The sequence below is a fragment of the Lactobacillus sp. UMNPBX6 genome, from assembly GCF_002553975.1.
In the GTDB taxonomy this organism is placed as follows: Bacteria; Bacillota; Bacilli; order Lactobacillales; family Lactobacillaceae; genus Lactobacillus; species Lactobacillus gallinarum.
On record NZ_PCZD01000024.1, the window covers coordinates 1 to 26,006 of the forward strand.

The 26,006-nt window shown below is 38.3% G+C and carries 21 protein-coding genes and 4 pseudogenes; 24 read left to right on the forward strand and 1 reads right to left on the reverse strand.

All coding sequences use genetic code 11. The features are described 5' to 3' along the window. Window positions 1-88: 88 nt before the first annotated feature. The 19 genes and pseudogenes from CP357_RS05300 to CP357_RS10710 all read left to right on the forward strand — a co-directional run. Window positions 89-862 (forward strand): tyrosine-protein phosphatase, encoded by a 774-nt coding sequence (locus tag CP357_RS05300; RefSeq protein ID WP_098036723.1) that lies wholly within the window; start codon window positions 89-91, stop codon window positions 860-862. Window positions 863-869: 7 nt separating this feature from the next. Continuing rightward, complete coding sequence (locus CP357_RS05305) at window positions 870-1,820, forward strand: LacI family DNA-binding transcriptional regulator (protein ID WP_087176599.1); 951 nt, start codon at window positions 870-872, stop codon at window positions 1,818-1,820. Between the two features lie 133 nt (window positions 1,821-1,953). After that, window positions 1,954-3,132: an acetate/propionate family kinase gene (locus CP357_RS05310; RefSeq protein ID WP_087176600.1), complete on the forward strand. Its 1,179-nt coding sequence runs from the start codon at window positions 1,954-1,956 to the stop codon at window positions 3,130-3,132. Between the two features lie 119 nt (window positions 3,133-3,251). Then, complete coding sequence (locus tag CP357_RS05315; RefSeq protein WP_087363675.1) at window positions 3,252-4,913, forward strand: alpha-glucosidase; 1,662 nt, start codon at window positions 3,252-3,254, stop codon at window positions 4,911-4,913. Between the two features lie 3 nt (window positions 4,914-4,916). Further along, window positions 4,917-6,638: a glycoside hydrolase family 13 protein gene (locus CP357_RS05320; protein ID WP_098036724.1), complete on the forward strand. Its 1,722-nt coding sequence runs from the start codon at window positions 4,917-4,919 to the stop codon at window positions 6,636-6,638. Window positions 6,639-6,809: 171 nt separating this feature from the next. After that, window positions 6,810-9,074, forward strand: a complete 2,265-nt coding sequence (locus CP357_RS05325; protein ID WP_098036725.1) for a glycoside hydrolase family 65 protein — start codon at window positions 6,810-6,812, stop codon at window positions 9,072-9,074. Then, complete coding sequence (gene pgmB, locus CP357_RS05330) at window positions 9,067-9,732, forward strand: beta-phosphoglucomutase (RefSeq protein WP_013438717.1); 666 nt, start codon at window positions 9,067-9,069, stop codon at window positions 9,730-9,732. Before CP357_RS05325 ends, pgmB begins: the two co-directional genes overlap by 8 nt. Before the next feature lie 22 nt (window positions 9,733-9,754). Then, the gene (locus CP357_RS05335; protein ID WP_098036726.1) at window positions 9,755-10,861 is read left to right on the forward strand and encodes an ABC transporter ATP-binding protein; all 1,107 of its coding nucleotides are present in this window, start codon (window positions 9,755-9,757) and stop codon (window positions 10,859-10,861) included. Between the two features lie 87 nt (window positions 10,862-10,948). Continuing rightward, window positions 10,949-12,175, forward strand: coding sequence for an extracellular solute-binding protein (locus CP357_RS05340; RefSeq protein ID WP_098036727.1), 1,227 nt, complete (start codon window positions 10,949-10,951; stop codon window positions 12,173-12,175). A gap of 74 nt (window positions 12,176-12,249) precedes the next feature. Next, window positions 12,250-13,608, forward strand: a complete 1,359-nt coding sequence (locus CP357_RS05345) for a carbohydrate ABC transporter permease (protein ID WP_098036728.1) — start codon at window positions 12,250-12,252, stop codon at window positions 13,606-13,608. Between the two features lie 2 nt (window positions 13,609-13,610). Next, window positions 13,611-14,468, forward strand: coding sequence for a sugar ABC transporter permease (locus CP357_RS05350; protein ID WP_025006263.1), 858 nt, complete (start codon window positions 13,611-13,613; stop codon window positions 14,466-14,468). 114 nt (window positions 14,469-14,582) lie between these two features. Further along, complete coding sequence (locus CP357_RS05355; protein WP_098036729.1) at window positions 14,583-15,404, forward strand: helix-turn-helix domain-containing protein; 822 nt, start codon at window positions 14,583-14,585, stop codon at window positions 15,402-15,404. A gap of 266 nt (window positions 15,405-15,670) precedes the next feature. Further along, window positions 15,671-16,816 carry a hypothetical protein gene (locus CP357_RS05360; protein ID WP_025006262.1) on the forward strand — a complete coding sequence of 382 codons (1,146 nt, stop codon included), beginning with the start codon at window positions 15,671-15,673 and terminating at the stop codon, window positions 16,814-16,816. Then, window positions 16,817-17,581, forward strand: a complete 765-nt coding sequence (locus tag CP357_RS05365) for an ABC transporter ATP-binding protein (protein WP_025006261.1) — start codon at window positions 16,817-16,819, stop codon at window positions 17,579-17,581. It abuts the gene before it with no gap. A gap of 80 nt (window positions 17,582-17,661) precedes the next feature. Continuing rightward, window positions 17,662-18,330 carry a multidrug ABC transporter permease gene (locus CP357_RS05370; protein WP_233185891.1) on the forward strand — a complete coding sequence of 223 codons (669 nt, stop codon included), beginning with the start codon at window positions 17,662-17,664 and terminating at the stop codon, window positions 18,328-18,330. Beyond that, entirely contained in the window at window positions 18,330-19,046 is a 717-nt protein-coding gene (locus tag CP357_RS05375) for an ABC transporter permease (RefSeq protein WP_098036731.1), read from the forward strand. Before CP357_RS05370 ends, CP357_RS05375 begins: the two co-directional genes overlap by 1 nt. A gap of 123 nt (window positions 19,047-19,169) precedes the next feature. Continuing rightward, window positions 19,170-19,673 carry an O-acetyl-ADP-ribose deacetylase gene (locus tag CP357_RS05380; protein WP_087176610.1) on the forward strand — a complete coding sequence of 168 codons (504 nt, stop codon included), beginning with the start codon at window positions 19,170-19,172 and terminating at the stop codon, window positions 19,671-19,673. 95 nt (window positions 19,674-19,768) lie between these two features. Continuing rightward, a pseudogene (locus tag CP357_RS10705) lies at window positions 19,769-19,888 on the forward strand (helix-turn-helix domain-containing protein); the annotation flags it as partial. A 57-nt stretch (window positions 19,889-19,945) separates the two neighbouring features. Then, window positions 19,946-20,134: pseudogene (locus CP357_RS10710) on the forward strand (IS110 family transposase); the annotation flags it as partial. Window positions 20,135-20,444: 310 nt separating this feature from the next. Here CP357_RS10710 and CP357_RS10130 read toward each other — a convergent pair. Next, complete coding sequence (locus tag CP357_RS10130) at window positions 20,445-20,633, reverse strand: hypothetical protein (protein ID WP_143438290.1); 189 nt, start codon at window positions 20,631-20,633, stop codon at window positions 20,445-20,447. A gap of 671 nt (window positions 20,634-21,304) precedes the next feature. Between CP357_RS10130 and CP357_RS10320 the strand changes: the two are divergent. From CP357_RS10320 to CP357_RS05415, 5 genes and pseudogenes are all read left to right on the forward strand, one after another. Then, a pseudogene (locus CP357_RS10320) lies at window positions 21,305-21,775 on the forward strand (NADPH-dependent FMN reductase); the annotation flags it as partial. Continuing rightward, window positions 21,752-22,093 (forward strand): AAA family ATPase, encoded by a 342-nt coding sequence (locus CP357_RS10715; RefSeq protein ID WP_369822784.1) that lies wholly within the window; start codon window positions 21,752-21,754, stop codon window positions 22,091-22,093. The pseudogene CP357_RS10320 and the gene CP357_RS10715, both read left to right, overlap by 24 nt. A gap of 80 nt (window positions 22,094-22,173) precedes the next feature. Next, window positions 22,174-22,842 carry a multidrug ABC transporter permease gene (locus CP357_RS05400; protein ID WP_233185891.1) on the forward strand — a complete coding sequence of 223 codons (669 nt, stop codon included), beginning with the start codon at window positions 22,174-22,176 and terminating at the stop codon, window positions 22,840-22,842. A 786-nt stretch (window positions 22,843-23,628) separates the two neighbouring features. Further along, entirely contained in the window at window positions 23,629-25,554 is a 1,926-nt protein-coding gene (gene tet(W), locus CP357_RS05410) for a tetracycline resistance ribosomal protection protein Tet(W) (protein WP_098036734.1), read from the forward strand. Continuing rightward, window positions 25,542-25,819, forward strand: a pseudogene (locus tag CP357_RS05415) (IS30 family transposase); the annotation flags it as partial. The gene tet(W) and the pseudogene CP357_RS05415, both read left to right, overlap by 13 nt. Window positions 25,820-26,006: the final 187 nt, after the last annotated feature.

A 26,006-nucleotide genomic window follows, 5' to 3' on the forward strand; every position in this document is an offset into this window, starting at 1 on the left:
TATTAGCTTACAACATGGCATATTGCCTAGAACGATTTAACTAGCACCACGCGTATATTAATACTTTTGCAAAGAAAGGGTAAGCAAAATGGAGCATGATAGAATACTTGCTTTAGATGGACCGCTTAATTTTAGAGATATCGGCGGTTATAAGAATGATAAAGGTCAACATGTAAAGTGGAATAAAATATATCGTTCTGATTCGCTTAGCTCTTTATCTGATGAAGATGAGCAAAAGCTAGCTGATCGCCGGATTACAGTTGATATCGATTTACGTTCAAAGTATGAGCAAAATGCAGCTCCAGATAGGCAATGGCCTAATGTGCGTTACGTGGATGCGCATATTTATTCTGAAAACCGTAAGGAAAACAAGGGTGACAATAAGCTTTACCGTTTCATTCATCATATTCCTGACATGGGTGATAACTATTTGGGTGAAATATATCAACAAGTTTTGCTCAATACTCATAGCCAGCATATGTTTGCCAAGATTTTTGCGGAGCTGATTGAGCTTCCAGAAGAAGATGCCTTGGTTTATCACTGTAGTGCAGGGAAAGACAGAACTGGTATGACGTCAGCTCTGATTTTGACTGCTCTTGGCGTAGATGATGATACGATTGCGCAAGACTATTTGTTGACGAATGAACTGTACAATTTTGCATTAGCCAAGCAATACCCTGATGATAATCAGATTGCAAAAATGGTTTCTAAAATGAACCTGACCAAAGGAGAAGGCCCAGCAATTCGCGGAATCACTGAAACAATTCGTAAAGGCTGGGGCAGTTTTGATAACTTCTTCAAAAAAGAGCTTGGTTTTAGTCAAAAAGATCTAAATAGATTTAGAAAGATGTACTTAGAATAGGAATAAAATGACAACTTTATCTGATGTAGCTAAAGAAGCAAACGTCTCCAAAATGACGGTATCACGGGTAATCAACCACCCAGAGCAAGTAACGCCAGAGTTGCGAGTAATAGTTGAAAAGGCGATGGAAGATTTAAATTACCATCCTAATTCAATTGCCCAAGCTTTAGTTAATAATCGTACTAATGTAGTCAAATTTGTTACTTTAGAAGATATTGATACAACCGAGCCATATTACATAAACTTGCTTTTTGGCTTTGCTCGAGGATTGAATACTAAGCAATACGCCATGCAGTTAGTAACTGATCCCAGCCAAATTGAAAAAGGTCGTGCCGATGGTTATTTGATTACAGGTGCGCGGAATAAAGATTATGATATGTTCGATAAGCTGGATAAGCCATTCGTATTATTTGGTGAAAATCACCGCGGATATGATTTTGTTGATACAGATAATCAAACTGCCGAGAAGATGGCAACACAGTATGCATTGGATCGCTTATATAAGCGCATTATTTTTATCGGAATTGATATTAAAGAGCCATTTGAGTATTCGCGTGAAGCTGGTTATATCAATACTTTGCAACAGCACCAATTAATTCCGCAGATTTATCGGGTTTCTAACCACAGTCATGCCGCCCAAGATGTGATTCATGAGCATTTTAAAGGGTTTAAAAAAGATACTTGTTTTGTCTGTGCTAGTGATCGAATTGCGGTAGGCGTTGTCCGGCAGCTGCAAGCTGAGGGCGCTCGGATTCCGGAAGATTTTGGTGTGATTGGCTTTGACGGTGTCTTTTTGGACCAAGTTTCTAATCCTAAGTTAACTACAATTAAGCAGCCTATTTTTAAGATGGGTGAAATGCTAGCAAGTATGTTATTGCAAAAAATTGCTCAATCTGGTTCCCCACAAGGTGAAGTTATGCTTAAGCCAGAATTGATTAGACGAGAGACTACTAGATAATAAAATCGCATTGATTTTCACATCGATGTGATTTTTTAATTTCAAAATTTTTCCATCTCTGCAATGAAAGCGCTATACTTAAAAATAAGAGATAAGTTATAGATACATCGAATAAAACAGAGGTCACGATATTATGAAAAAAGTTTTAGCAATCAATTCTGGTAGTTCTTCTTTTAAATATAAGCTCTTTTCTTTTCCTAGCGAAGAAGTAATTGCAAAAGGCGGAGCAGAACGTGTAGGTATGCCAAATTCGATTTTTAAAATAAAATTGGCTAACGGTAACGAATATATTAAAAATATGTCGATTCCTACGCAAAGGGATGCAGTAAGCTTATTGATTGACTGTTTAAAGAAATATCATGTTGTAGAGAAATTAAGTGAAATTAAAGGAGTAGGGCACCGAATCGTTAACGGTGGAGAAGTATTTCCTAATTCTGTAGTCATTGATAATCATAATTTACACAAACTTGAACGGATTGCTCAATTAGCACCTTTGCATAATGGTCCTGAAACAGAAGGAATTAAAGCTTTTATGAGTATTCTGCCTAACGTTCGACAGGTTGCCGTTTTTGATACGGCATATCACCACACTCTTGATGCTGTTCATTATTTATATTCTATTCCGTACAAGTATTATAAGGATTACGCAGTGCGTAAATATGGTGCACATGGCACTTCTGTACGTTATGTTGCCCCTCGTGCCGCTAAGATGATGCATAAAAATATTAACATCGCTCGTTTAATTGTTTGCCATTTAGGATCAGGTTCATCAATCACTGCAGTTAAGAATGGCAAATCATATGATACTTCGATGGGCTTTAGTCCATTAACTGGGGTGACGATGGGGACTCGAAGCGGTGACTTTGATCCATCGGCTTTGCAATACTTGATGCATAAGACTGGTATGGATATTGATCAAGCAATTGATATGTTGAATCAAGAATCAGGGTTGTTAGGTATTTCAGGCGTTTCATCAGATATGCGTGATTTGATTGAAAGTGATGAACCAAGAGCCAAGTTAGCTCGTCGTATTTACATTAATCGGGTAGTTCGCTATGTTGGTGCTTATGCTGCAGAAATGGATGGTGTAGACGGTATTGTCTTTACGGCCGGTATTGGTGAACATGATCCCGGAATTCGTGCAGGCATTATGTCTTCTTTGAAATATTTAGGCTTAAAGGCTGACTTTGAAGCTAACAGAACTGATGGTGAAAAATTTATTTCAAAGCCAGATTCTAAAGTTAAAGCTTTGATTGTACCAACTAATGAGGAAGTAATGATCGCTCGTGAAGTCATTAAACTTACGAGATAATAAATAATAATTAAAAGATAAAGCATATCGCAAGATATGCTTTTTTGATACCGGTAACATCTCTATACATATTGAAAACGGTTTCTTATATCAACTAAACTATGCATGGAGGAAAAATTATGGCACATTGGTATGATCACGCAATTATTTATCAAATTTATCCTAAGTCTTTTCAAGATAGTAATGATGACGGTATTGGCGACCTAAATGGTATTCGGAAGAGAATACCATACTTGCAAAATTTAGGGGTTAATGCCGTTTGGCTTAATCCTATTTTTGTTTCACCACAAGTAGATAATGGCTATGATGTTTCAAACTATTTTGCTATTGATCCACATATGGGAACAATGGAAGACATGGAGAACTTAATTAAAGAACTTCATGAAGCTGGCATTCATCTTATTATGGATTTTGTCTTAAATCACACTTCAGATCAGCATCCATGGTTCCAAGATGCAATTAAGAATCCTGATAGTCTGTATCGTGATTATTACATTTTTGCAGGTCATGATGGCAAGCGCCCTAACAATTGGGGGAGTTTCTTTGGTGGCAGCGTTTGGGAGCCTGATCCAGCAGGAACTGGTCAATCATATTTCCATTTGTTTGATAAGCGTATGCCGGACCTTAATTGGAAAAATCCTGAAGTGCGCCACGCCATGCTTGAAGTAGCTGAATTTTGGCTAAAAAAGGGGATTGATGGTCTGCGGCTTGATGCGTTTATTCATATTGGCAAAGCAGATTTGAGACAAAATTATCCTAATAAAGTTGGTGATGACAAACCGGTTATTGCCGAACCATTTTTTGCCAACTTGCCTCAAGTTCAGGAATGGATGCGGCCGTTTTGTGAAAAGATTAAGCAAGATTATCCAGACGCCTTGCTATTAGGCGAAGCTGCAAGTGCAAGCGTAAATTTGGCCGTTGATTACACTAATAAGCGTAATCATTTGATGGATAGTGTTATAACTTTTCGTTACTTTACTGATGATGAGTCAAAAGTAGATAAGCGCTATCCTGAGCAATATCAACCTAAGGGTATTGATTTTACGGCCTTTAAGCAAAATCAAGTTGTTTGGCAACAGACCTTAGCAGGTGTTTCTCAGCCAACTCTTTACTGGAATAATCATGACATGGCTAGACTGGCTACCAGAGTGGCGAAGACGCCAACCCAAGCTAAAAGTTTGGCTATCTTGATGTATTTGCAGCACGGGATTCCAGTTATCTATTATGGCGAAGAATTAGGCTTAAAGAATTTGCATTTTACTAGTGTTGATCAATTTGAAGATCAGACGGTGGCACCATGGATTAAAAAAGCAGAACAGGCAGGTATCAGTAGAGAAGATGCAATGACGATGGTAAGTGAAACGCATAAGTTGCCAGCTCGCGGTCCAATGCCGTGGAATGACACTAAAAATTATGGTTTTACTGAAGGAACTCCTTGGATTAACGGGATTGTTGAAAAACATGTTTCAGTTGCTAGTGAAGTAAATTCAGATATTAGCATGTTTACTTTTTATAAAAAGATGATCGCCCTTAAAAAAGAAAGCTTATTCCAAGATGGCGACTACTATATGCTTCCAACTGATAAAAATAGTTATATTTACCAGCGTGATTTAAGCGATGAGAGTGCAATCGTGGCAGTTTCATTAAGCAATGAAAAGATTACAGTAGAGATTCCACAAGGATATACGGAAGAAAAATTAAAAGCAGGAGAATATCAATTAACTAACGGGAAATTAACTTTGATGCCTTATGCAGGTGTTGTGTTGAAAAAGGAGAATTAAAACATGCAATTAGCAGCATTAAAACACAGAACTGAAAGTGAAGACAGCTTTGTAATTGATGCGACTCATGTTCGTGTTCGTTTTCATAGCGCAAAGAATGATATTGAAAAAGTTATTGTGCATTATTGCGATAACTATTTACCATTGAACCAAGCTAAAACCATTGAAATGACTAAGATTGGTGAAGGTCAAGTTGAGGATCACTGGGGAGCTACCCTTGAAGCACCATTTCACCGTTTAAAGTATACTTTTGAAGTAATTGGTAGCGATGGCACCAGCGTTGTTGTAGGTGACAGAGCAATCAGCAGCGATGTAGAGACAGCCTTAATGGAAGATGGCTCATATTTTAAGGTTCCATATTGCCATGATATTGATATGGTTAAAACACCGGAATGGGTTAGACATACCGTGTGGTATCAGATTTTCCCAGAACGCTTTGCCAATGGTGATAAATCTAATGATCCTAAAAATGTGAAGCCTTGGAATCCCGAAGATCATCCTGGTCGAGAAGACTTTTATGGTGGTGACTTGCAAGGGGTATTAGACCATTTGGATTATTTGAAAAAACTTGGAGTAAATGGCTTATACTTCTGTCCTGTTTTTAAAGCAAGCTCCAACCATAAATATGACACGATTGATTATTTGCAAATCGATCCAGAATTTGGTGATAAAGACTTGTTTGCCAAAGTAGTTAATGAGGCCCATGCACGTGGCATGAAAGTCATGCTGGATGCGGTATTTAACCACTTAGGTGATCAATCAATGCAGTGGCAAGACGTGGTTAAAAATGGTCCAAGTTCTCGTTTTGCTAACTGGTTCCACATTAATGAGTATCCAGTTGAACCGTACCATGATCCATTGCAAGGTGAAGGAAATCCGCAGTTTGATACTTTCGCATTTGAAAAGCACATGCCTAAATTAAATACTGCTAACCCTGAAGTACAAGATTTCTTGCTTGAGATAGCTACGTACTGGGTGAAGTATTTTGATATTGATGCTTGGCGCTTGGATGTTGCCAACGAGGTAGATCATCATTTCTGGAAGAAGTTCCATAAGGCAGTAACTGATATCAAGCCAGACTTTTACATTGTTGGTGAAGTTTGGCACTCAGCTCGTCCATGGCTTAACGGTGATGAGTTTACTGGCGTAATGAATTATCCATATACATTGCAGATTGAAGATCACTTTTTCAAGCATAAGCTGTCAGCACAAGAATTAACTAGTCGTTTGACAGACCAGTTGATGAAATATCGCGATGCTACCAATGCAGCCATGATGAACATGCTTGATTCACACGATACAGCCCGAATTTTGACAGTAGCTAATGGAGACCAAGATTTGGCTTTGCAAGCCTTAGCTTTTGAATTTATGCAAAAGGGTAGTCCATGCATTTATTATGGAACTGAAATGGGTATGACTGGTGGCAACGATCCTGATTGTCGTAAACCAATGGATTGGGCAAAAGAAGACGGCCCGGTTTGGCAACGAGTTCATCAATTGATTGACTTTCGTTTGCAACATGATGAAACTTTCGGTAAAGGTCGAATTAAGTTACACGTAACAGAGAATGGGTTAATTGAGGTCGATCGTGAGGGGAATGAAAGCATTAAAGCATACTTTAACACGACCGATCATCCAGTAGAGATCAATTGTGAGAACACGTTTAGTCAAGATTATGAGAATAATCAATTGGCACCAAAAGGCTTTGTAGTGAGTGTTCATTAAAAGTTACTTTTAATAAGCAAAAAAAGAAGGCAGATTAAGATCTACCTTCTTTTTCTATTAACTAATCCTGATAACGGTAACAGCAGATTTAATATTGTAAACCGCTTTCAACTAAAGGATAATGAAAGCGTAAACAAGAGAGAACCTCGAATATTACGGGAGATAGAATATATGAAACGAATCTTTGAAATTGATCCTTGGAAGGTCGTTACCCATAAGTTCGAACCAAAAGATAAAAGATTGCAAGAAAGTATGACTGCAATCGGCAACGATTACATGGGTATGAGAGGAAACTTTGAAGAAGGCTATTCAGGTGACAGCTTACAAGGTACTTACCTTGCTGGTGTTTGGTTCCCTGATAAGACGCGTGTTGGTTGGTGGAAGAACGGATATCCAAAGTACTTTGGTAAGGTTCCTAACTCACCAAGTTTCATCAACATGGGAATTACGATTAATGGTGAAAAACTTGACTTAGCTAAAGTTAAGTTTAGTGATTTCTACTTAGCACTTGATATGCACCAAGGTCTTCTGACTAGAAGTTTTACTTATGAAGGTAAGGATACTAAGGTTAAATTCGAATTCGAAAGGTTTTTACATATTACCTTAAAAGAAGCAGCTTTAATTAAAGTTAAGGCTACCGTTTTAAGTGGTAAAGCTAAGATCGACTTTGATGCAGCACTTGATGGAACTGTTGTTAACGAAGACAGTAACTACGATGCAAAATTCTGGATGCCTTTAGGTGAAAATGCTGAAGCAAGAACTATTAAGGTTGAAACTAAGGCTAACCCCTACAAGGTTCCACAATTTACAGTCCTCCTTAAGCAAAGTCTTCGTCATAATGGTGAAGTAGTTAAGGGTGATGTTTCAACTGAAGCAGCCCAACTTCATGAAAAGCTTTCAGTTGAGTTAAATGAAGGCGAAAGCTACGATCTTGAAAAAGATGTCATTGTTGTTACTAGTCGTGACGTCAAACCAGATGATCAAGATGCTAAGGCAGCTGAATTGATGACCAAGCTTCAAGCTAAGAGTTTTGAAGAAAACTTAGCTGATCATGAAGCCGTTTGGCAAAAGCGCTGGGACAAATCAGATGTTGTAATTGCTGGTGATGATGCCGCTCAACAAGGTATCCGCTTTAACATTTGTCAATTATTCATGACTTATTACGGTGAAGATGAACGTCTTAACGTTGGTCCTAAAGGTTTTACCGGTGAAAAATACGGTGGTGCTACTTACTGGGATACTGAAGCCTATATTGTTCCAATGTACTTATGTGTTACTGATCCTAGTGTTACTCGGGCACTTTTACAATACCGTCACGATCAATTGCCAGGCGCATACCATAACGCTAAAGAACAAGGCTTACCAGGTGCATTGTTCCCAATGGTTACCTTCAACGGGATTGAATGTCACAATGAATGGGAAATCACCTTTGAAGAAATTCACAGAAATGCGGACATTCCTCACGCAATCGCTATGTACACTGATTACACTGGCGACGACAGCTACGTTAAGAACGAAGGTATGGACGTTTTAGTTGGTACCGCAAGATTCTGGGCAGCTAGAGTTCACTGGTCAAAGTGGCGTAACAAGTACGTAATGCACGGTGTAACGGGTCCTAATGAATACGAAAACAACGTTAACAACAACTGGTTCACTAACACCATGGCAAGATGGCTTCTGCAATACACTTTGGAACGTTTGCCACTTGCTACTAAGGAAGCTCAAGAAAGAGTTCGCGTAACTGACGAAGAAAAGGCTAAATGGCAAGACATCGTAGATAACATGTACTTACCAGAAGACAAGGAACGAGGCATCTTCTTACAACAAGATGACTTCCTAGACAAGGATATTCGTCCAGTTAGCGAAATCGAAGATCAACGTCCAATTAACCAACACTGGTCATGGGACAAGATCTTGAGATCACCATTTATCAAGCAAGCCGATGTTTTACAAGGTATCTACTTCTTGAACGATGAATACACTATGGAACAAAAGGAAAAGAACTTCGACTTCTACGAACCATTAACAGTTCACGAAAGTTCACTTTCACCATGTATTCACTCAATCTTAGCTGCTGAACTTGGCAAGCAAAAGAAGGCTGTTGAGCTTTACCAAAGAACTGCTCGTCTTGACCTTGATAACTACAACAACGACACCGTTGATGGTTTGCACATCACTTCAATGAGTGGTTCATGGCTTACAATTGTTCAAGGTTTCGCAGGCATGCGTTACGATCACAACCAATTGAAGTTTAACCCATTTGTTCCTGAAGGTTGGGATCACTACAGCTTCAAGATCAACTACCGTGGTCGCTTGATCGAAGTTTATGTTGATCATGAAGGAACTAAGCTTACTTTGCTTAAGGGTGAAGATATTGATGTATTAGTTCACGATAAGAAAGTTACTCTTAAAGAAGGTGAAACTACAAATGCTTAAAGGATTGTTATTCGATTTAGATGGTGTTTTAACTAACTCAGCTAAGTTTCACCTTACAGCTTGGAACAATTTAGCTAAGGAATTAGGCATTACCTTAACAGATGCTCAACTTGATAGCTTGCGTGGTATTTCAAGAATGGATTCACTTAACCTGATATTGAAGTACGGTGGTCAAGAAGACAAATACACCGAAGCAGAAAAAGAAAAGTTTGCTGCAGAAAAGAACGCTAAGTTTGTTGAACAAGTTGAAACTATGACACCAAAGGATATCTTGCCTGGTATTCCTGAATTGTTAGCAGATGCTAAGAAGCAAAACTTAAAGATGGTAATTGCTTCTGCTTCAAAGAATGCACCAAAGATTTTAACTAGATTGGGTATCATGGATGAATTTGATGGGATCGTTGATCCAGCAACTCTTCACCATGGTAAGCCAGATCCGGAAATCTACATTAAGGCGCAAGAAATTGCTGGCTTAAAGGCAAACGAAGTAATCAGCTTTGAAGATGCCAAGGCTGGTGTTGAAGCAATCAAGGCTGCTCATCAATTTGCAGTTGGTATTGGTGATAAGGAACTTTTAAAAGAAGCTGACTACATCGTACCAACAACTGCTGATCTTAAGCTTAGTGAAATTGAAAAAGTTTTTGAAGAAAAAGAATAAAAGTTAGAGAGTAGGGGAAACAATGGTTGAGGTTGATTTAAACCATATTTACAAGAAATACGAAGGCAACGATAAGTATTCTGTAAATGACTTTGACTTACATATTAAAGATAAGGAGTTCATCGTTTTCGTTGGACCATCCGGTTGTGGTAAGTCAACTACATTAAGAATGGTTGCTGGTTTGGAAGACATCAGTAAAGGTACTTTGGAAATTGATCACAAGGTAATGAATGATGTCGCTCCAAAGGATAGACACATTGCGATGGTTTTCCAGAACTACGCTTTGTATCCACACATGACTATTTATGACAATATTGCTTTCAGCCTTAAATTACGTCACGTAGATAAAGCTGAAATTGATAAACGTGTTCATAAGGCCGCTAAGATGTTGGGCTTGGAAGAATACTTAGATAAAAAGCCAGGCGCTTTGTCCGGTGGTCAACGTCAGCGTGTTGCTTTAGGGCGTGCGATTGTACGTAGTGCCCCTATTCTATTAATGGACGAACCTCTTTCTAATTTGGACGCTAAGCTTCGTGTATCAATGCGTGCCAACATTGCCAAGCTGCACCAACAACTTGGCACAACCACTATTTACGTAACTCACGACCAGACTGAAGCCATGACTTTGGCTGACAGAATCGTAGTTATGTCAGTAGGTAAGGTTGAACAAATTGGCACACCACTTGAGGTTTACAACCACCCAGTTAACCAATTCGTTGCTGGATTTATCGGTTCACCTCAAATGAACTTCTTTAACGTCCATTACAAAGACCAAAGAATTTCTGATGGCAAGGGTCTTGATATCGAAATCCCTGAAGGTAAAGCTAAGATGCTTGAACAAAAGGGATACAACGATAAGGATGTTGTCTTTGGTATTCGTCCAGAAGACATCCACTCAGAAGAAGCATTTATGGAAACTTGGCCAAACTCAGTTATTGAATCTAAGGTTGTTGTTTCAGAACTTTTGGGTTCAACCATCCAACTTTATCAAGAAGTTGACGGAACTGAATTTGTAGCCTTGGTAAACGCTCGTGATTATCACCAGCCAGGCGATAAGGTAAAGATGGGCTTCGATGTTAACAAAGCTCACTTCTTTGATAAAGACACCACAAAGGCCATCGTTAACTAATTTTAATTAAAGCTTACAACCGTATGTAGCAAAGGCTACTGTTGTTAAGAATTGTTTATTATTTTGGTTTTTTAGGAGGAAAAAGTCATGAAGTTTTGGAAGAAAATGGCTTTAGGTAGTACTGCTGTTTTAGCTGCTATGTCACTTGCAGCTTGTTCAAACGGCTCATCAAATTCATCAAGTAGTAATGGAAGCTCAAGTAAGAGTGCAAATTTGACTCTTTGGGTGGATACTGAACAAGTTCCTTACTACAAGCAAATTGCTAAGGACTTTACTAAGAAGAACAAGAATATTAAGGTTCGTGTAGTTCAAAGTCCTAACGGTTCAGCTAACGCTAAGACAGACGTTGGTAAGGACCCATCAAAGGCTGCTGATGTCTTTGAAGTTCCTAACGATCAATTAGGTCAAATGGCTGAAGCTGGTTACATTAACCCACTTTCACCATCAGCAACTAAGGATATCCAAGACAACTATGTCGATGTTGCTTCAAAGGGTGTAACTTGGAAGGGCAAGGTTTACGCATTCCCATACGCACAACAAGCTCAAACCATTTACTACAACAAGTCTAAGTTATCAGCTAACGACGTTAAGGACTGGAAGACTTTAACTTCAAAGGGTGTTGTAGCTACCGACTTTACTAACGCTTACGTAATGTGGCCAGTAATGTTCTCAGCAGGTACTACACTTTACGGTAAGAATGGTGAAGACCTTAAGGACTCAACTTTCAACTCACAAAACGGTATTAATGCTTTGAAGTGGTACGCAGCTCAAAAGAAGAACAAGGGCGTAATGCAAACTTCAAACGCTTTGAACCAATTGAAGAAGGGTAACGCACAAGCTATTTTGGACGGTCCTTGGAACGCTGCTAATATCAAGAAGATCTTGGGTAAGAACTTCGCAGTTGCTAAGTATCCTAAGATTGAAGTTGGTGGTAAGAGCGTACAAATGGAAGCATTCCTTGGTATTGAAGGCTTCGCAGTTAATGCTAACACCAAGAATGCTAAGGCTGCTTCAGATTTAGCTGCTTACATTACTAACAAGAAGTCACAATTAATTGCTCATAAGAACGCTGGTCAAATTCCAGTATTGAAGAGCGCTGTCAACTCAAGTGCTGTTAAGAGTGACCCGGTTGCTGAAGCTGTAATCGAAATGGCTAAGCCAGGTAACTCAGTATTGCAACCTAAGCTTCCACAAATGGCCGCATTCTGGAATGGTGCAGCTCCACTTATCAGTGGTACTTACGACGGCAAGATTAAGCCAGCACAATACAAGCCACAACTTGCTAAGCTCGCTAAGAACATTGAAAAGAAATAATTTGCTAAAAGCATAAGCAAGGGTTGGGCTAAATAAAAATTGTCCAGCCTTTTTGCCTAAGAAGGGGAGAAGTTATGTTTCTAAAGAAAAAGCATGTAGCTCCTAAAGCAACATATCGCGAGGTTTGGTCAAAAGGTGACATTGCTACCAAGTTATCATTCTTCTTAATGGGTAGTAACGCCTTGGCAAACAAACAATGGGTAAAAGGTATTTCACTCTTACTTTCAGAAATTATCTTTATTGTTTGGTTTATCCTCAGTGGTATCCCTACTTTAAATTCATTAGCTACATTAGGTACTATTAAAACCAAAAAAGTTGTTTATGATGCCGCACAAGGCGTTTATGTAACCAAGCAACCATCAAACTCAGTTTTGATTTTGTTATTCGGTGTATTGGCCTTGATCTTATGTGTAGCAATCATTTACCTATACATTGTCAACTTACGCTCAACTAGACATAATTATATTTTGAAGCGTGATGGGGACCATATTCCAACTAACGTTGAAGAACTTAAGAGTTTGCTTGATACTCGGTTACACGCAACCTTGATGGTTATTCCATTATTGGGTATCCTATTCTTCACAGTTTTGCCAACAGTCTTCATGATTTCAATGGCATTTACTAACTATGATCGTCAGCACCCAATCGCCTTTTCTTGGACAGGGTTCCAAGCATTCGGTAATGTGTTGAGTGGTGACTTAGCTGGTACTTTCTTCCCAGTATTGGGCTGGACCTTGATTTGGGCCGTAGCTGCAACTGCTACTACTTTCTTCTTTGGTGTTTTGCTTGCAATGTTGATTGAATCCAAAGGCATTAAGTATAAGGCCTTTTGGAGAACAGTCTTTGTAATTATTTGGGCTGTTCCTCAATTCGTTTCACTTTTGATGATGGCTCAGTTCTTAGACTACCAAGGTGCTTTGAACAATATTTTGATGAACTTACACTGGATTAGTTCGCCAATTCACTTCATTGATAACCAAGCTTCTCCATTAGTAGCTAGAATCACCGTTATCCTTGTTAATATGTGGATCGGTATCCCAGTTTCAATGTTGGTTTCAACTGCAATTATTCAAAACTTGCCAGAAGATCAAATTGAAGCTGCCAAGATCGATGGTGCCAACGCTGCACAAATTTTCCGCTCAATCACTTTCCCACAAATTCTATTCGTTATGGCACCTTCACTTATTCAACAATTCATTGGTAACATCAACAACTTCAACGTTATCTTCTTGCTGACGGGTGGTGCACCAATGAACAGTAAGTATAACGGAGCCGGGTCGACTGACTTGCTGGTAACGTGGCTGTATAACTTGACGTTCGGTCAGGAACAGCGTTATAACGCGTCAGCTGTACTAGGTATCTTAATCTTCATTATTAGTGCGGTCGTCTCGCTGATTGCATATCGCCACACTAACGCTTATAAGGAGGGCTAGACATGAAGTCATATTCAAATCAAAGACGGCTCTCATTAATCTTTCGGTATATCCTCTTAGCATTACTTGCTATTATCTGGATTTTACCAATTGTGTGGATCGTCTTAGCAAGTTTTTCATACAATGATACTGGATTCGTTTCGACCTTCTGGCCAGAACAATTCACGTTGCAGAACTATGTTGGTATTTTTACTAATCCGCAATACCCATTCGGTAACTGGATCATTAACACATTAATTGTTTCTCTTCTCTCGATGGTTATTTCGACATTCTTAACTATTTCAGTTGCCTATGTTCTGTCACGACTTCGCTTTAAGTTTAGAAAACCATTTTTGCAAATTGCTTTGGTTTTAGGGATGTTCCCAGGCTTCATGTCTATGATCGCTTTGTACTACATCTTAAAAGGCTTGAACATGTTAAACCTCTTCGGTTTGTTACTTGTTTATGTTGGTGGTGCCGGACTTGGCTTCTACGTTGCTAAAGGTTTCTTTGATACTATTCCTAGATCAATTGACGAAGCTGCTGAAATTGATGGTGCTACTAAGTGGCAAGTGTTCTTACACATTGGTTTGCCACTTTCAAAGCCAATGATCGTTTACACCGCTTTGACTGCATTCATCGCTCCATGGACAGACTTCATTTTCTCAGGTATTATTCTTTCAACTTCAGGAAATGCTAAGACTTATACTGTTGCTTATGGTTTGTACAACATGGTGCACACAGCCAAAGGTAATGCGACTGCATACTTCGCACAATTCGTTGCAGGGTGTGTAATCATCGCTATCCCTATTACTATCTTGTTTGTCTTCATGCAGAAGTTCTACGTTAACGGAATTACTGCTGGTGCAGATAAGGGTTAAGGTAAATTTAAAATTGCTTATGCTAAAAAACGCTTTGCTTTCGGGCAAGGCGTTTTTGTATGGAGAGAAAATTAAAAAGATAGTATAGTTGAAGTTAAATTGGAGGGATGAAAGATGACTATCGGTGAAGCGTTAAAACACCAAAGAATTCGTCTAGGATTGACACAAGATGAAATGATCCAAGGAATTATTCATAAAAGTCATTATTCTAAGATTGAACGAGGAATAGAAGGCATTTCTGCAGAAAGTTTATTTAAAATCTTGTTTGCACACCATATCGATGTAGACAGTTTTTTGGAGCTAATTAAAAACGAGTATATTTCAGAAAATGAGAAAAGAGCTGAAGAACTTGAAAATAAGGTAAGGATAGCTTTTAATACCTCTGATAAAAATGAAATAGAAAATTGTTTGCAAGAAGTGCTTAAATTGCCAGGTAATAAGGTGTTTAAGTATAGAATCATTGTAGCTATAGCAGCTTTTCGAGGACAATTAGATGAATTAAGTGTAGGAATAAAAGAGGATATAATAAAAGAATTTACAAGGCATGATACTTGGTTAGGAGATATTGATGCACTAAGATTATTTGGTAACTGCATGCAAGTCTTCACTGAAAAACAATTAAATAATTGTATAAGTCAAATATTAAAACAATATTCAAATAATAATGCCTCAGAAAGAATGATCGAGAGAATAGCTATTATTTGTAATAATTATCTATATTACTGCTACGATTATGGTTATAGAAATGAAACTAATATTACAAAATGTCTAGATTATTTAGAAAAGTTGGATTGTAGAAGTCACTATATGTTTTATAGAATTGCAGGTTTCTTCTTTAAGTATATGTTTGAAGGAAATAAGATGAAAGCAAAACAAATAAAAGATCAACTTATTATGTGGGGATACGGCAATAGAGTAATATCTTGGAAAATATAGTTTCGTGTGACGAAACTAATGAGTCGAGAGCATAAATATGAATGATAATATAATTGTTCTTAAGGAAAGGGGACATTATCAATGATTTGGGTGTTACCTGTAATTATAAAATAACGTCTGTAGTTTAATTGGAAGGAGATGAAAAATATGACTTTAGAAAAGATTATTGATGAAGCAACTTCAAAGATGAAAGATGCTAAAGTAATGCTTGCTGGTCCAATGCAAACTTGGAATCATGGTGCTTAATGATAGTTAAGGGAGAAAAGATGTATTTAGAAGATTTTATAAATCAAATTTTATCAATTCCTAAATTTGATAAAAAAATAGATTCTGCTTTTCTCGAACGACTTAACATATCTAAAAAATTATTAGAAGGGACTTCGGTAAGAGACAGATCTTCACGGAGTCCTTTCTTTTTAAATGATTTAGGTGTGAGGTTTACAACAAGTCCTAGAGAATTTGTGGAGTGGAATACTAAAAAAATAAATGTAAAAATACCATCATACGATAAACTGGTTTCAGATATGTTACAAGCTGAGATAGGATTATTACCTTATATTATGGATGCCTGTATCTTGTTAACAGGTAATTTTGATGCAGTTTTTGACATAGTATCTAGAAGAAAAAGTGAAATTCTAAAGCATGGAACATATAATGCATTAATATATAGTGGAACTGTATGTGCAAGTAAAGGCTCTAAAGATTCATACTTATATTTTTCTAAGGCAATTCAGAGAGCAGGAGATATTAATCATGTAATTACAGCTTACCATAGATTGATAATAACTAAGCTTAAAAGATTTCATGATTATGAAGGCGCTCAAGAATTACTATATACTTTGATATCTAAAGAAATTCCTAGATCCAAAGATAAAGATCTGTATATGGCATTATTCGATAATATGTTGGGTTTAGCAGTTGTAATGGAGCCAAATAGTTTTTCATTAGTAATGGCTAAAACTCTACTAGTAAATGCAACTGATAGAATTAATAAGTATGTTTCCACTTGTTCTAGTATAAAAGGAAAAAGCCAAGCGGAACGATATAAGGGACAAGTAGCTATTAATTTAGTTCAATTAGAAATTCAAAAACATGATTATAAATTAGCTTACCATATTGCAATTAATAATTTAGAGCATGTAAGAATTTATTCTAAAGGTTACGTTGCTGAAGCATGTAGTATTTTGGCTTATACTCAATATTTATTAAAAAATTATCATGATGCATTGATGACATCTAAAGAAGCTCTTAATGAACATGCAGATATTGGAAACTTCGATGGAGTAAAAGCTTCTAGAGAAATGCTGATTAGTTGCTATATAAAATTAGGCATGAAAGAAGAGGCTAAAGCTGAGGCGCAATTGATTTTAGATAAATCTTTTAAGAAGGAAAATATAGGAAGCAGAAAATAAATGACAAATTATCTCTCTATTCAAAATTTACGAAAAGTATATCATGACAATGGAAAAAAATTTGTAGCGTTAGACGATGTTTCTTTTAATATTAAAAAAGGTGAAATTGCTGCCTTATTGGGCCCCAACGGTGCTGGTAAAACTACTATTGTCTCTATTGTAGGCGGTTATTTATTACCCACATCTGGCTCAGTGATTGTCGGTGGTCAGAATATTATTAAGACCAGGTTACGTGATAATATTGGAGTTTCCTTTGGTGGGGACTTGGGCTTTTACGGTCGAGCTACAGCTAAACAGAATCTCTCATATTTTGCAGATTTGGCTAAAATACCTTATCGTAAGCAAAAAGCGGAAATAGAACGTGTACTTGATTTAGTTAGTTTAAGTAATGACATGAATAAAAAGGTACAATTTTTCTCTAAAGGAATGAAACAAAGAATGCACATTGCACGTGCACTTCTAGGAAATCCTAAATTATTATTATTAGATGAACCTACTGATGGCTTAGATGTAGAAATTGCTACTAATATCAGAAATGTAGTTAAGAATTTAGCACAAAATGACATTAGTATTTTGTTAACTAGTCACATGATGTCAGAAGTTGAAGCATTAGCAGATCAAATTGTTTTATTAGGTGCAGGCAAAGTTCACGCAAAAGGTACAGTTCAAGATATTGTGAAATTGTCTAAAGTTAAACGAATTGATAGACCAGCAACACTTGAAGAATCATACCTTGCCTTAGCACCACAACTTAGAAGAGAATAATAAGGGATGAATTAATGAGGTTTTTAAGACTTTTTTGGTTTCAATTTAAGCTGTACATATCTAATCAGTATTTCTTTTGGTTGACAATAACTAGTACAGTTAGTATTTTCGTTTTACAGTACACAATTGCTTACGCTAATCATGGGTTAAATGATCCAATGGTCTGGATAAGAAGTGCAGTATTTGGTTTATGGGCTTCATGTACTACCGCTGCAGGAAGTATAGGATATCAGCGTTTTCAAGGAACACTTCCTTATATTATTAACACGCGCTATGATGAGCGAGCATCCTTGATTGCTCTTCTTTTACCAGCTTCGAGTTATGGCCTGCTTGCTTTTCCTTTGTCATTTCTTTTAGCAAAAATCTTCTCAGTAGCAACGGGCACAATTGATTTAAAATTCATTGGGATAGTTATCTTGCTTTGGATTGCTGCAGCTACAATGGATATTTTAATCGCGGCTTTCTTCACCTTAACTCCTAACGCGTTAGTCTACGAAGCGTTGATTAATATTCCAATTTTACTATTAACAGGATTATTTGGTAATAGAGTGATTTCTCTACCATTGATGGAAGTATCACAATATTTTTTGCCAATGACTATGCCAGTTAGGGTTTTGCTTTATTCAGGGAATATGACCAATATTTTGGCCTATATCTGCAGTATGCTGATCTGGATATTGTTAATTTTAGTTATGGTTAGAAAAATTAATGATTTAGCGCGAGAGAAAGGAACGTTGAAGATAATCTAATGGCAACACAATTTTCCTCACTTTCATTTTTGGCAAATTGGAAAACACGATTTGTTTATTTTTTAATTTTGCCTATTATTAATCTTTTGTTATTGGTATTAATTGATCTACAATACAGCAATCAATTCAACTGGTATGTCGCTGCCTCATCGATCGTGATTGATAGTGCAGCTTTATCAATTCAGGCAATGTCGCAATTATTGATTACAGATGCTAATTTGGGCATCGATCTTGAAATGATAGCAAAAAGACCATACAGTCCTTATTATTGGGGGACTAAATTCCTTACTTCATTAATTGCAGGAATCGTCTTGGGTGTAATCAATGTGATATTGCTATTATTATTCGGCTTGCCTTGGGGGGTGTTCTTCCGTTGCTTGGTAATTTTACCAGTTGCCTGCGTTTTTGGTGCTGTTATGGGTTTTACAGGTTGGAGCTTGTCATGGCAAATGAAAAATCCTTACTTTTTCACTAACCTATTTGGTTCAGTAATTACCATTGTTTCAGGTGTATTGGTTGTAATTTCTAATTATCCTGCATGGTTAAGAAGTTTGAGCTATATTTTTCCATTTTATGAGTTAGTTAATTTCGTCAAATTAAATAATACTAATCTATGGTTGGGTATTTTGATTGCAGCTATTTGGTTAGTAATTGGTATTGTGCTCTATGTGACTCAAATTAAGTCAGTTTTGAATAAAAAAATACATCAATATTAAAAAGTGAGCTAATCATATCATGATATGACTAACTCACTTTTTTAACATTTAAAATGATTTTAAATTAAGCAAAATAACAATGTTATTGGTGTTAGAATGTTGGTTATTTCTAAGGACATAATTATGAAAGACATAAAAATTATTAAAGGCGATATTACTAAGATGAAAGCCAACGCGATCGTTAATGCGGCTAATAATTCATTACTTGGTGGTGGCGGCGTTGATGGTGCCATTCATAGAGCAGCGGGTCCACGTTTGCTTGAAGAATGCATGACTTTGCATGGTTGTCCAACAGGTGAAGCAAGGATAACACATGGCTATAATTTGCCTGCGAAATATGTGATTCATACAGTGGGCCCAGTTTATGCTGGCAAGACTAGTGATGCGCATATGCTAGCTTCTTGCTACTATAATTCATTGGCTTTGGCAAAGAAAGTGGGATTACATAGCGTGATTTTTTCAGCTATTTCTACGGGTGTGTATGGTTATCCTGCAGAAAGTGCAGCTAAAGTTGCAGTTGATACTATTCAAAAGTGGCAAAAGGAAAATTCTGATTATAAGATGGATATTTCGCTATGTGCCTATGATGGACGGATGTATCGCTTGTATGAGAAGATGGTAGCGTAGGATTTATTAAAATCAATTAAACCCTGGTTGGTGATAAAAGTGGAAACAGTAGATAATTACGGGGCTATATTTAAAAATATACGTGAAAAAAGGGATTGTCATTAACTCAAGTTGCAAGAGGAATAATTTCTCCAGCCACACTATCTAGATGGGAGAATGGTAAAGGAGAAATGTATTTTGGTAACGTAGTGAGTCTCTTGCAACGGTTAAATATTTATCTAGATGAATCCATTAGTATTCCACAATATAGTAGAAAAGATAATACAGCTAAGACAAATCCGTGTCATATAGCAGATTATTATGAAAGCAAAAAGCTATCCTCTCAAACCAAAGGTTTCAAAAAGATAGCTATTGCTTCAATTCATAAACTAATCAGAACCATTTATGCCCTGATTATCAATGATCAACCATATGATTACAACGTAGCCACACATAATCAAAAAGACTTTAGTCGTAATTAATTGATCAAGTACATTATAACGCTAAGCCCAAAAATCAGATATGGATCTGGGCTTATTTGTTGTGTCTAACTAAAAAAATAAATCGACACTAAAAGATGTTTAAGTTGAAATTTAAACAAAAAATGAAGCCAAACTTCTTATTATGCTTGACTTTACGTAGAAAAAATCCCTTTCTTGACTGACACACGCTGGCCTACCGCAAAAATATTGACACTTACTACTTCCCGAAGTAACTCCACCAACGACTGGAACAATTTTCTCAATTCCAGAGGCTAGTCCCTTTTTGGTTAGTGTTTTGCCAGCAACTATACTAGTTATTTTTTAATAATGAGTACCACAAAGTTTTCATTAAAGGTTTCCCTAATATTTGTTTAGAAGCATACTTTATAGCATTAGAACTTGACACCCGCAACAAAGAAGCTGATCCATTTACTCCAGCCATTGTTCCTAAAAATAATAACAATCCATTTGTTTGAATTTTTCCATTTTCTTCGATCAAATCATCAAAATCATATATATAGAATACGCGTGGTGCCAGTTAAATCGTTCTAGACAATAAGCTAGATTACCATTAGCGATTCGGCGCAAACGTAAGGGGTAGGATGGTCACCAGCGGCTAGTTGAATTTTCTATTGCGACTTATCAAACGGATGTTGTCCCGTATCAAATAAATTATGACGTTTTATAAATTGAACCGATACGCGGTCTGATATGCGCTGATGCACTGTGGTGGTCAGCGCATTTTTATCAGGTCGGAAGTTCAGGCGGATGCTATGCAGATAACAGTGGCCGAATATGTTGGGTGAAGTCTGGGGCCTTGCCGTTAATGCTGGGGCAATGGCCTTATTTCAGCGGGATCTTAAAAGGTGTGTTCAGACATTTAGAGATAGGCGAGGGATAAAAATAACGTAAATTCCGGTTAGACGTGTATTGAAAATAAAGAAAGGGTCATCGGAATCATTGATACTCCGATGATCTTTTCTGTCGGTAATTAGACATAGACTAAAATATTTTTCTGGAGCGTAAGTCTTGATTTAACAACGTTTTTTGGCGATTGAACAAGTGATTTTGAAAATTGATAGGCTAAAATGGTTGCACTTTTTCAACAGCTTGTTATACTTACTATTGGTAAGTATAACAAGGAAATTAGTTTTGAAAGGATTGTTTGATATGACAAAATATGGTGTAATTGTAGGTTCTATTCGTAAAAATTCTTATTCTAAAGGGGTCGCTGAGGACATCGTTGCTGGGTTACCAGACGACGCTGAAGTAACGTACTTAAATATCGCTAAGTTGCCACTATATAACCAAGACTACGATGCGGATTCACCCGTAGAATATACAGAATTTCGTCAGGCCGTTGCGGCTCAAGATGCGTTCATCTTTGTCACACCTGAACATAACCGTAGCATCCCAGCAGCCTTGAAGAATGCTTTGGATGTTGCTTCACGTCCATGGGGTCAAAGTGTTTGGGGCGGCAAGCCTGCTTTGGTTGCTTCCCAATCGATCTCTGGTATCTCTGGCGTCTTAGCACACCATGTTTTACGTCAATCCTTGGTCTTCTTAGACATGCCAACGATGCAACAACCAGAATTGTACATCGGTAATACTGATAAGTTGGCTGATGAAAATGGTCACATTGCACGTGCACTTCTAGGAAATCCTAAATTATTATTATTAGATGAACCTACTGATGGCTTAGATGTAGAAATTGCTACTAATATCAGAAATGTAGTTAAGAATTTAGCACAAAATGACATTAGTATTTTGTTAACTAGTCACATGATGTCAGAAGTTGAAGCATTAGCAGATCAAATTGTTTTATTAGGTGCAGGCAAAGTTCACGCAAAAGGTACAGTTCAAGATATTGTGAAATTGTCTAAAGTTAAACGAATTGATAGACCAGCAACACTTGAAGAATCATACCTTGCCTTAGCACCACAACTTAGAAGAGAATAATAAGGGATGAATTAATGAGGTTTTTAAGACTTTTTTGGTTTCAATTTAAGCTGTACATATCTAATCAGTATTTCTTTTGGTTGACAATAACTAGTACAGTTAGTATTTTCGTTTTACAGTACACAATTGCTTACGCTAATCATGGGTTAAATGATCCAATGGTCTGGATAAGAAGTGCAGTATTTGGTTTATGGGCTTCATGTACTACCGCTGCAGGAAGTATAGGATATCAGCGTTTTCAAGGAACACTTCCTTATATTATTAACACGCGCTATGATGAGCGAGCATCCTTGATTGCTCTTCTTTTACCAGCTTCGAGTTATGGCCTGCTTGCTTTTCCTTTGTCATTTCTTTTAGCAAAAATCTTCTCAGTAGCAACGGGCACAATTGATTTAAAATTCATTGGGATAGTTATCTTGCTTTGGATTGCTGCAGCTACAATGGATATTTTAATCGCGGCTTTCTTCACCTTAACTCCTAACGCGTTAGTCTACGAAGCGTTGATTAATATTCCAATTTTACTATTAACAGGATTATTTGGTAATAGAGTGATTTCTCTACCATTGATGGAAGTATCACAATATTTTTTGCCAATGACTATGCCAGTTAGGGTTTTGCTTTATTCAGGGAATATGACCAATATTTTGGCCTATATCTGCAGTATGCTGATCTGGATATTGTTAATTTTAGTTATGGTTAGAAAAATTAATGATTTAGCGCGAGAGAAAGGAACGTTGAAGATAATCTAATGGCAACACAATTTTCCTCACTTTCATTTTTGGCAAATTGGAAAACACGATTTGTTTATTTTTTAATTTTGCCTATTATTAATCTTTTGTTATTGGTATTAATTGATCTACAATACAGCAATCAATGCTCATGTACGGTAAAGAAGCAAGCAACCGAAAACAATAGATAGACCGCCAGCACTACACTATTCCGAACCAAAGACCAAAAGATAAGCATTTTGAGAAAATCTAAACTTTTGGATTTTCCTACAATGCCGACTACGGCGGAATCCCTCCCACTCCTTATATATTTCTTTCTGTATACATTGAATTTGTATTTAGTAAAATGCAGACAACACCACGGATCGGCTTTTGGCTGGACAATTCCAACCAAACACCGCAGCAGACAGTAGAAACCATTCTGAACGTTAGGAAGCCGGTATGATTGTTACATATAAGGGGAAGAAAAATTTCTTTTAGATACTTGTTTTCCTAAAACTGATGTGATATAATAATTTAATTCCAGAAAAGGAGTAAAAAATATGCGGCAAGGTATTCTTAAATAAAACTATAATCAAATAGTGGGAACAAAGGATTATGATAGTCCCTTTTGTAGGGGCTTAGTTTTTTGTACCCAATTTAAGAATACTTTTGCCTTATCAATTTTGACATATCCCCAAAAACAGCACTCACAAACAGGTGTATGCTGTATATGTGTATGTCCGCAAATTATCATCCCCAGTGGTAAAAGTATTTTACTGCTGGGGATTTTTATGCCCTTCGGGGCAGTAAAGGGAGGAAAATCACATGAAAATAATCAATATTGGAATTCTTGCCCATGTAGACGCTGGAAAGACGACCTTGACGGAGAGCCTGCTATATGCCAGCGGAGCCATTTCAGAACCGGGGAGCGTCGAAAAAGGGACAACGAGTACGGACACCATGTTTTTGGAGCGGCAGCGTGGGATTACCATTCAAGCGGCAGTCACTTCCTTCCAGTGGCACAGATGTAAAGTCAACATTGTGGATACGCCCGGCCACATGGATTTTTTGGCGGAGGTGTACCGCTCTTTGGCTGTTTTAGATGGGGCCATCTTGGTGATCTCCGCTAAAGATGGCGTGCAGGCCCAGACCCGTATTCTGTTCCATGCCCTGCGGAAAATGAACATTCCCACCGTTATCTTTATCAACAAGATCGACCAGGCTGGCGTTGATTTGCAGAGCGTGGTTCAGTCTGTTCGGGATAAGCTCTCCGCCGATATTATCATCAAGCAGACGGTGTCGCTGTCCCCGGAAATAGTCCTGGAGGAAAATACCGACATAGAAGCATGGGATGCGGTCATCGAAAATAACGATAAATTATTGGAAAAGTATATCGCAGGAGAACCAATCAGCCGGGAAAAACTTGTGCGGGAGGAACAGCGGCGGGTTCAAGACGCCTCCCTGTTCCCGGTCTATTATGGCAGCGCCAAAAAGGGCCTTGGCATTCAACCGTTGATGGATGCGGTGACAGGGCTGTTCCAACCGATTGGGGAACAGGGGAGCGCCGCCCTATGCGGCAGCGTTTTCAAGGTGGAGTATACAGATTGCGGCCAGCGGCGTGTCTATCTACGGCTATACAGCGGAACGCTGCGCCTGCGGGATACGGTGGCCCTGGCCGGGAGAGAAAAGCTGAAAATCACAGAGATGCGTATTCCATCCAAAGGGGAAATTGTTCGGACAGACACCGCTTATCCGGGTGAAATTGTTATCCTTCCCAGCGACAGCGTGAGGTTAAACGATGTATTAGGGGACCCAACCCGGCTCCCTCGTAAAAGGTGGCGTGAGGACCCCCTCCCCATGCTGCGGACGTCGATTGCGCCGAAAACGGCAGCGCAAAGAGAACGGCTGCTGGACGCTCTTACGCAACTTGCGGATACTGACCCGCTTTTGCGCTGCGAGGTGGATTCCATCACCCATGAGATCATTCTTTCTTTTTTGGGCCGGGTGCAGTTGGAGGTTGTTTCCGCTTTGCTGTCGGAAAAATACAAGCTTGAAACAGTGGTAAAGGAACCCACCGTCATTTATATGGAGCGGCCGCTCAAAGCAGCCAGCCACACCATCCATATCGAGGTGCCGCCCAACCCGTTTTGGGCATCCATCGGACTGTCTGTTACACCACTCCCGCTTGGCTCCGGTGTACAATACGAGAGCCGGGTTTCGCTGGGATACTTGAACCAGAGTTTTCAAAACGCTGTCAGGGATGGTATCCGTTACGGGCTGGAGCAGGGCTTGTTCGGCTGGAACGTAACGGACTGTAAGATTTGCTTTGAATACGGGCTTTATTACAGTCCGGTCAGCACGCCGGCGGACTTCCGCTCATTGGCCCCGATTGTATTGGAACAGGCATTGAAGGAATCAGGGACGCAACTGCTGGAACCTTATCTCTCCTTCACCCTCTATGCGCCCCGGGAATATCTTTCCAGGGCTTATCATGATGCACCGAAATACTGTGCCACCATCGAAACGGTCCAGGTAAAAAAGGATGAAGTTGTCTTTACTGGCGAGATTCCCGCCCGCTGTATACAGGCATACCGTACTGATCTGGCCTCTTACACCAACGGGCAGAGCGTATGCCTTACAGAACTGAAAGGGTATCAGGCCGCTGTCGGCAAGCCAGTCATCCAGCCCCGCCGTCCAAACAGCCGCCTGGACAAGGTGCGCTATATGTTTCAGAAGATAATGAAGCACTAACTAAGTTCCTAACCACTTTTAATGGAGCTTTATTGTGGACCGTGGCACTGAGTTTAGTGGGCTAGTATCACTTGAATCACAATATGGTATTAAGGCCTATTACTGCCATGCTTATACTCCAGCTGAACGTGGTAGTAATGAACGCTTTAATCGGAATTTACGTTATTTTTATCCTAATGGGACTCGTTTTGAGCACATTAGTGCTCAAGATTTAACGACGACGTTACTCCAAATTAACCAGCGACCGCTTAAAATACTCGACTGACAAACACCGTATCAGGTTATGCTGACAAATTTGTCCAAAAATTCGGATTAAATTTGCAATCTACCAAATATTTATGAATAAGGTCTATCAGTGAAAGCACGTTTAGCCGCTGATAGGCCTTATTTTTATTAACTTAAACTTCCCACATCAAAAAAACTATGAAGCCTTGAAAACTCAATAGTTTAGC

What these genes read in the sequence shown, in the direction of transcription:
- CP357_RS05300 (WP_098036723.1), top strand. Translation starts at nt 89, where the DNA reads ATGGAGCATGATAGAATACTTGCTTTAGATGGACCGCTTAATTTTAGA.
- CP357_RS05305 (WP_087176599.1), top strand. Translation starts at nt 870, where the DNA reads ATGACAACTTTATCTGATGTAGCTAAAGAAGCAAACGTCTCCAAAATG.
- CP357_RS05310 (WP_087176600.1), top strand. Translation starts at nt 1,954, where the DNA reads ATGAAAAAAGTTTTAGCAATCAATTCTGGTAGTTCTTCTTTTAAATAT.
- CP357_RS05315 (WP_087363675.1), top strand. Translation starts at nt 3,252, where the DNA reads ATGGCACATTGGTATGATCACGCAATTATTTATCAAATTTATCCTAAG.
- CP357_RS05320 (WP_098036724.1), top strand. Translation starts at nt 4,917, where the DNA reads ATGCAATTAGCAGCATTAAAACACAGAACTGAAAGTGAAGACAGCTTT.
- CP357_RS05325 (WP_098036725.1), top strand. Translation starts at nt 6,810, where the DNA reads ATGAAACGAATCTTTGAAATTGATCCTTGGAAGGTCGTTACCCATAAG.
- pgmB (WP_013438717.1), top strand. Translation starts at nt 9,067, where the DNA reads ATGCTTAAAGGATTGTTATTCGATTTAGATGGTGTTTTAACTAACTCA.
- CP357_RS05335 (WP_098036726.1), top strand. Translation starts at nt 9,755, where the DNA reads ATGGTTGAGGTTGATTTAAACCATATTTACAAGAAATACGAAGGCAAC.
- CP357_RS05340 (WP_098036727.1), top strand. Translation starts at nt 10,949, where the DNA reads ATGAAGTTTTGGAAGAAAATGGCTTTAGGTAGTACTGCTGTTTTAGCT.
- CP357_RS05345 (WP_098036728.1), top strand. Translation starts at nt 12,250, where the DNA reads ATGTTTCTAAAGAAAAAGCATGTAGCTCCTAAAGCAACATATCGCGAG.
- CP357_RS05350 (WP_025006263.1), top strand. Translation starts at nt 13,611, where the DNA reads ATGAAGTCATATTCAAATCAAAGACGGCTCTCATTAATCTTTCGGTAT.
- CP357_RS05355 (WP_098036729.1), top strand. Translation starts at nt 14,583, where the DNA reads ATGACTATCGGTGAAGCGTTAAAACACCAAAGAATTCGTCTAGGATTG.
- CP357_RS05360 (WP_025006262.1), top strand. Translation starts at nt 15,671, where the DNA reads ATGTATTTAGAAGATTTTATAAATCAAATTTTATCAATTCCTAAATTT.
- CP357_RS05365 (WP_025006261.1), top strand. Translation starts at nt 16,817, where the DNA reads ATGACAAATTATCTCTCTATTCAAAATTTACGAAAAGTATATCATGAC.
- CP357_RS05375 (WP_098036731.1), top strand. Translation starts at nt 18,330, where the DNA reads ATGGCAACACAATTTTCCTCACTTTCATTTTTGGCAAATTGGAAAACA.
- CP357_RS05380 (WP_087176610.1), top strand. Translation starts at nt 19,170, where the DNA reads ATGAAAGACATAAAAATTATTAAAGGCGATATTACTAAGATGAAAGCC.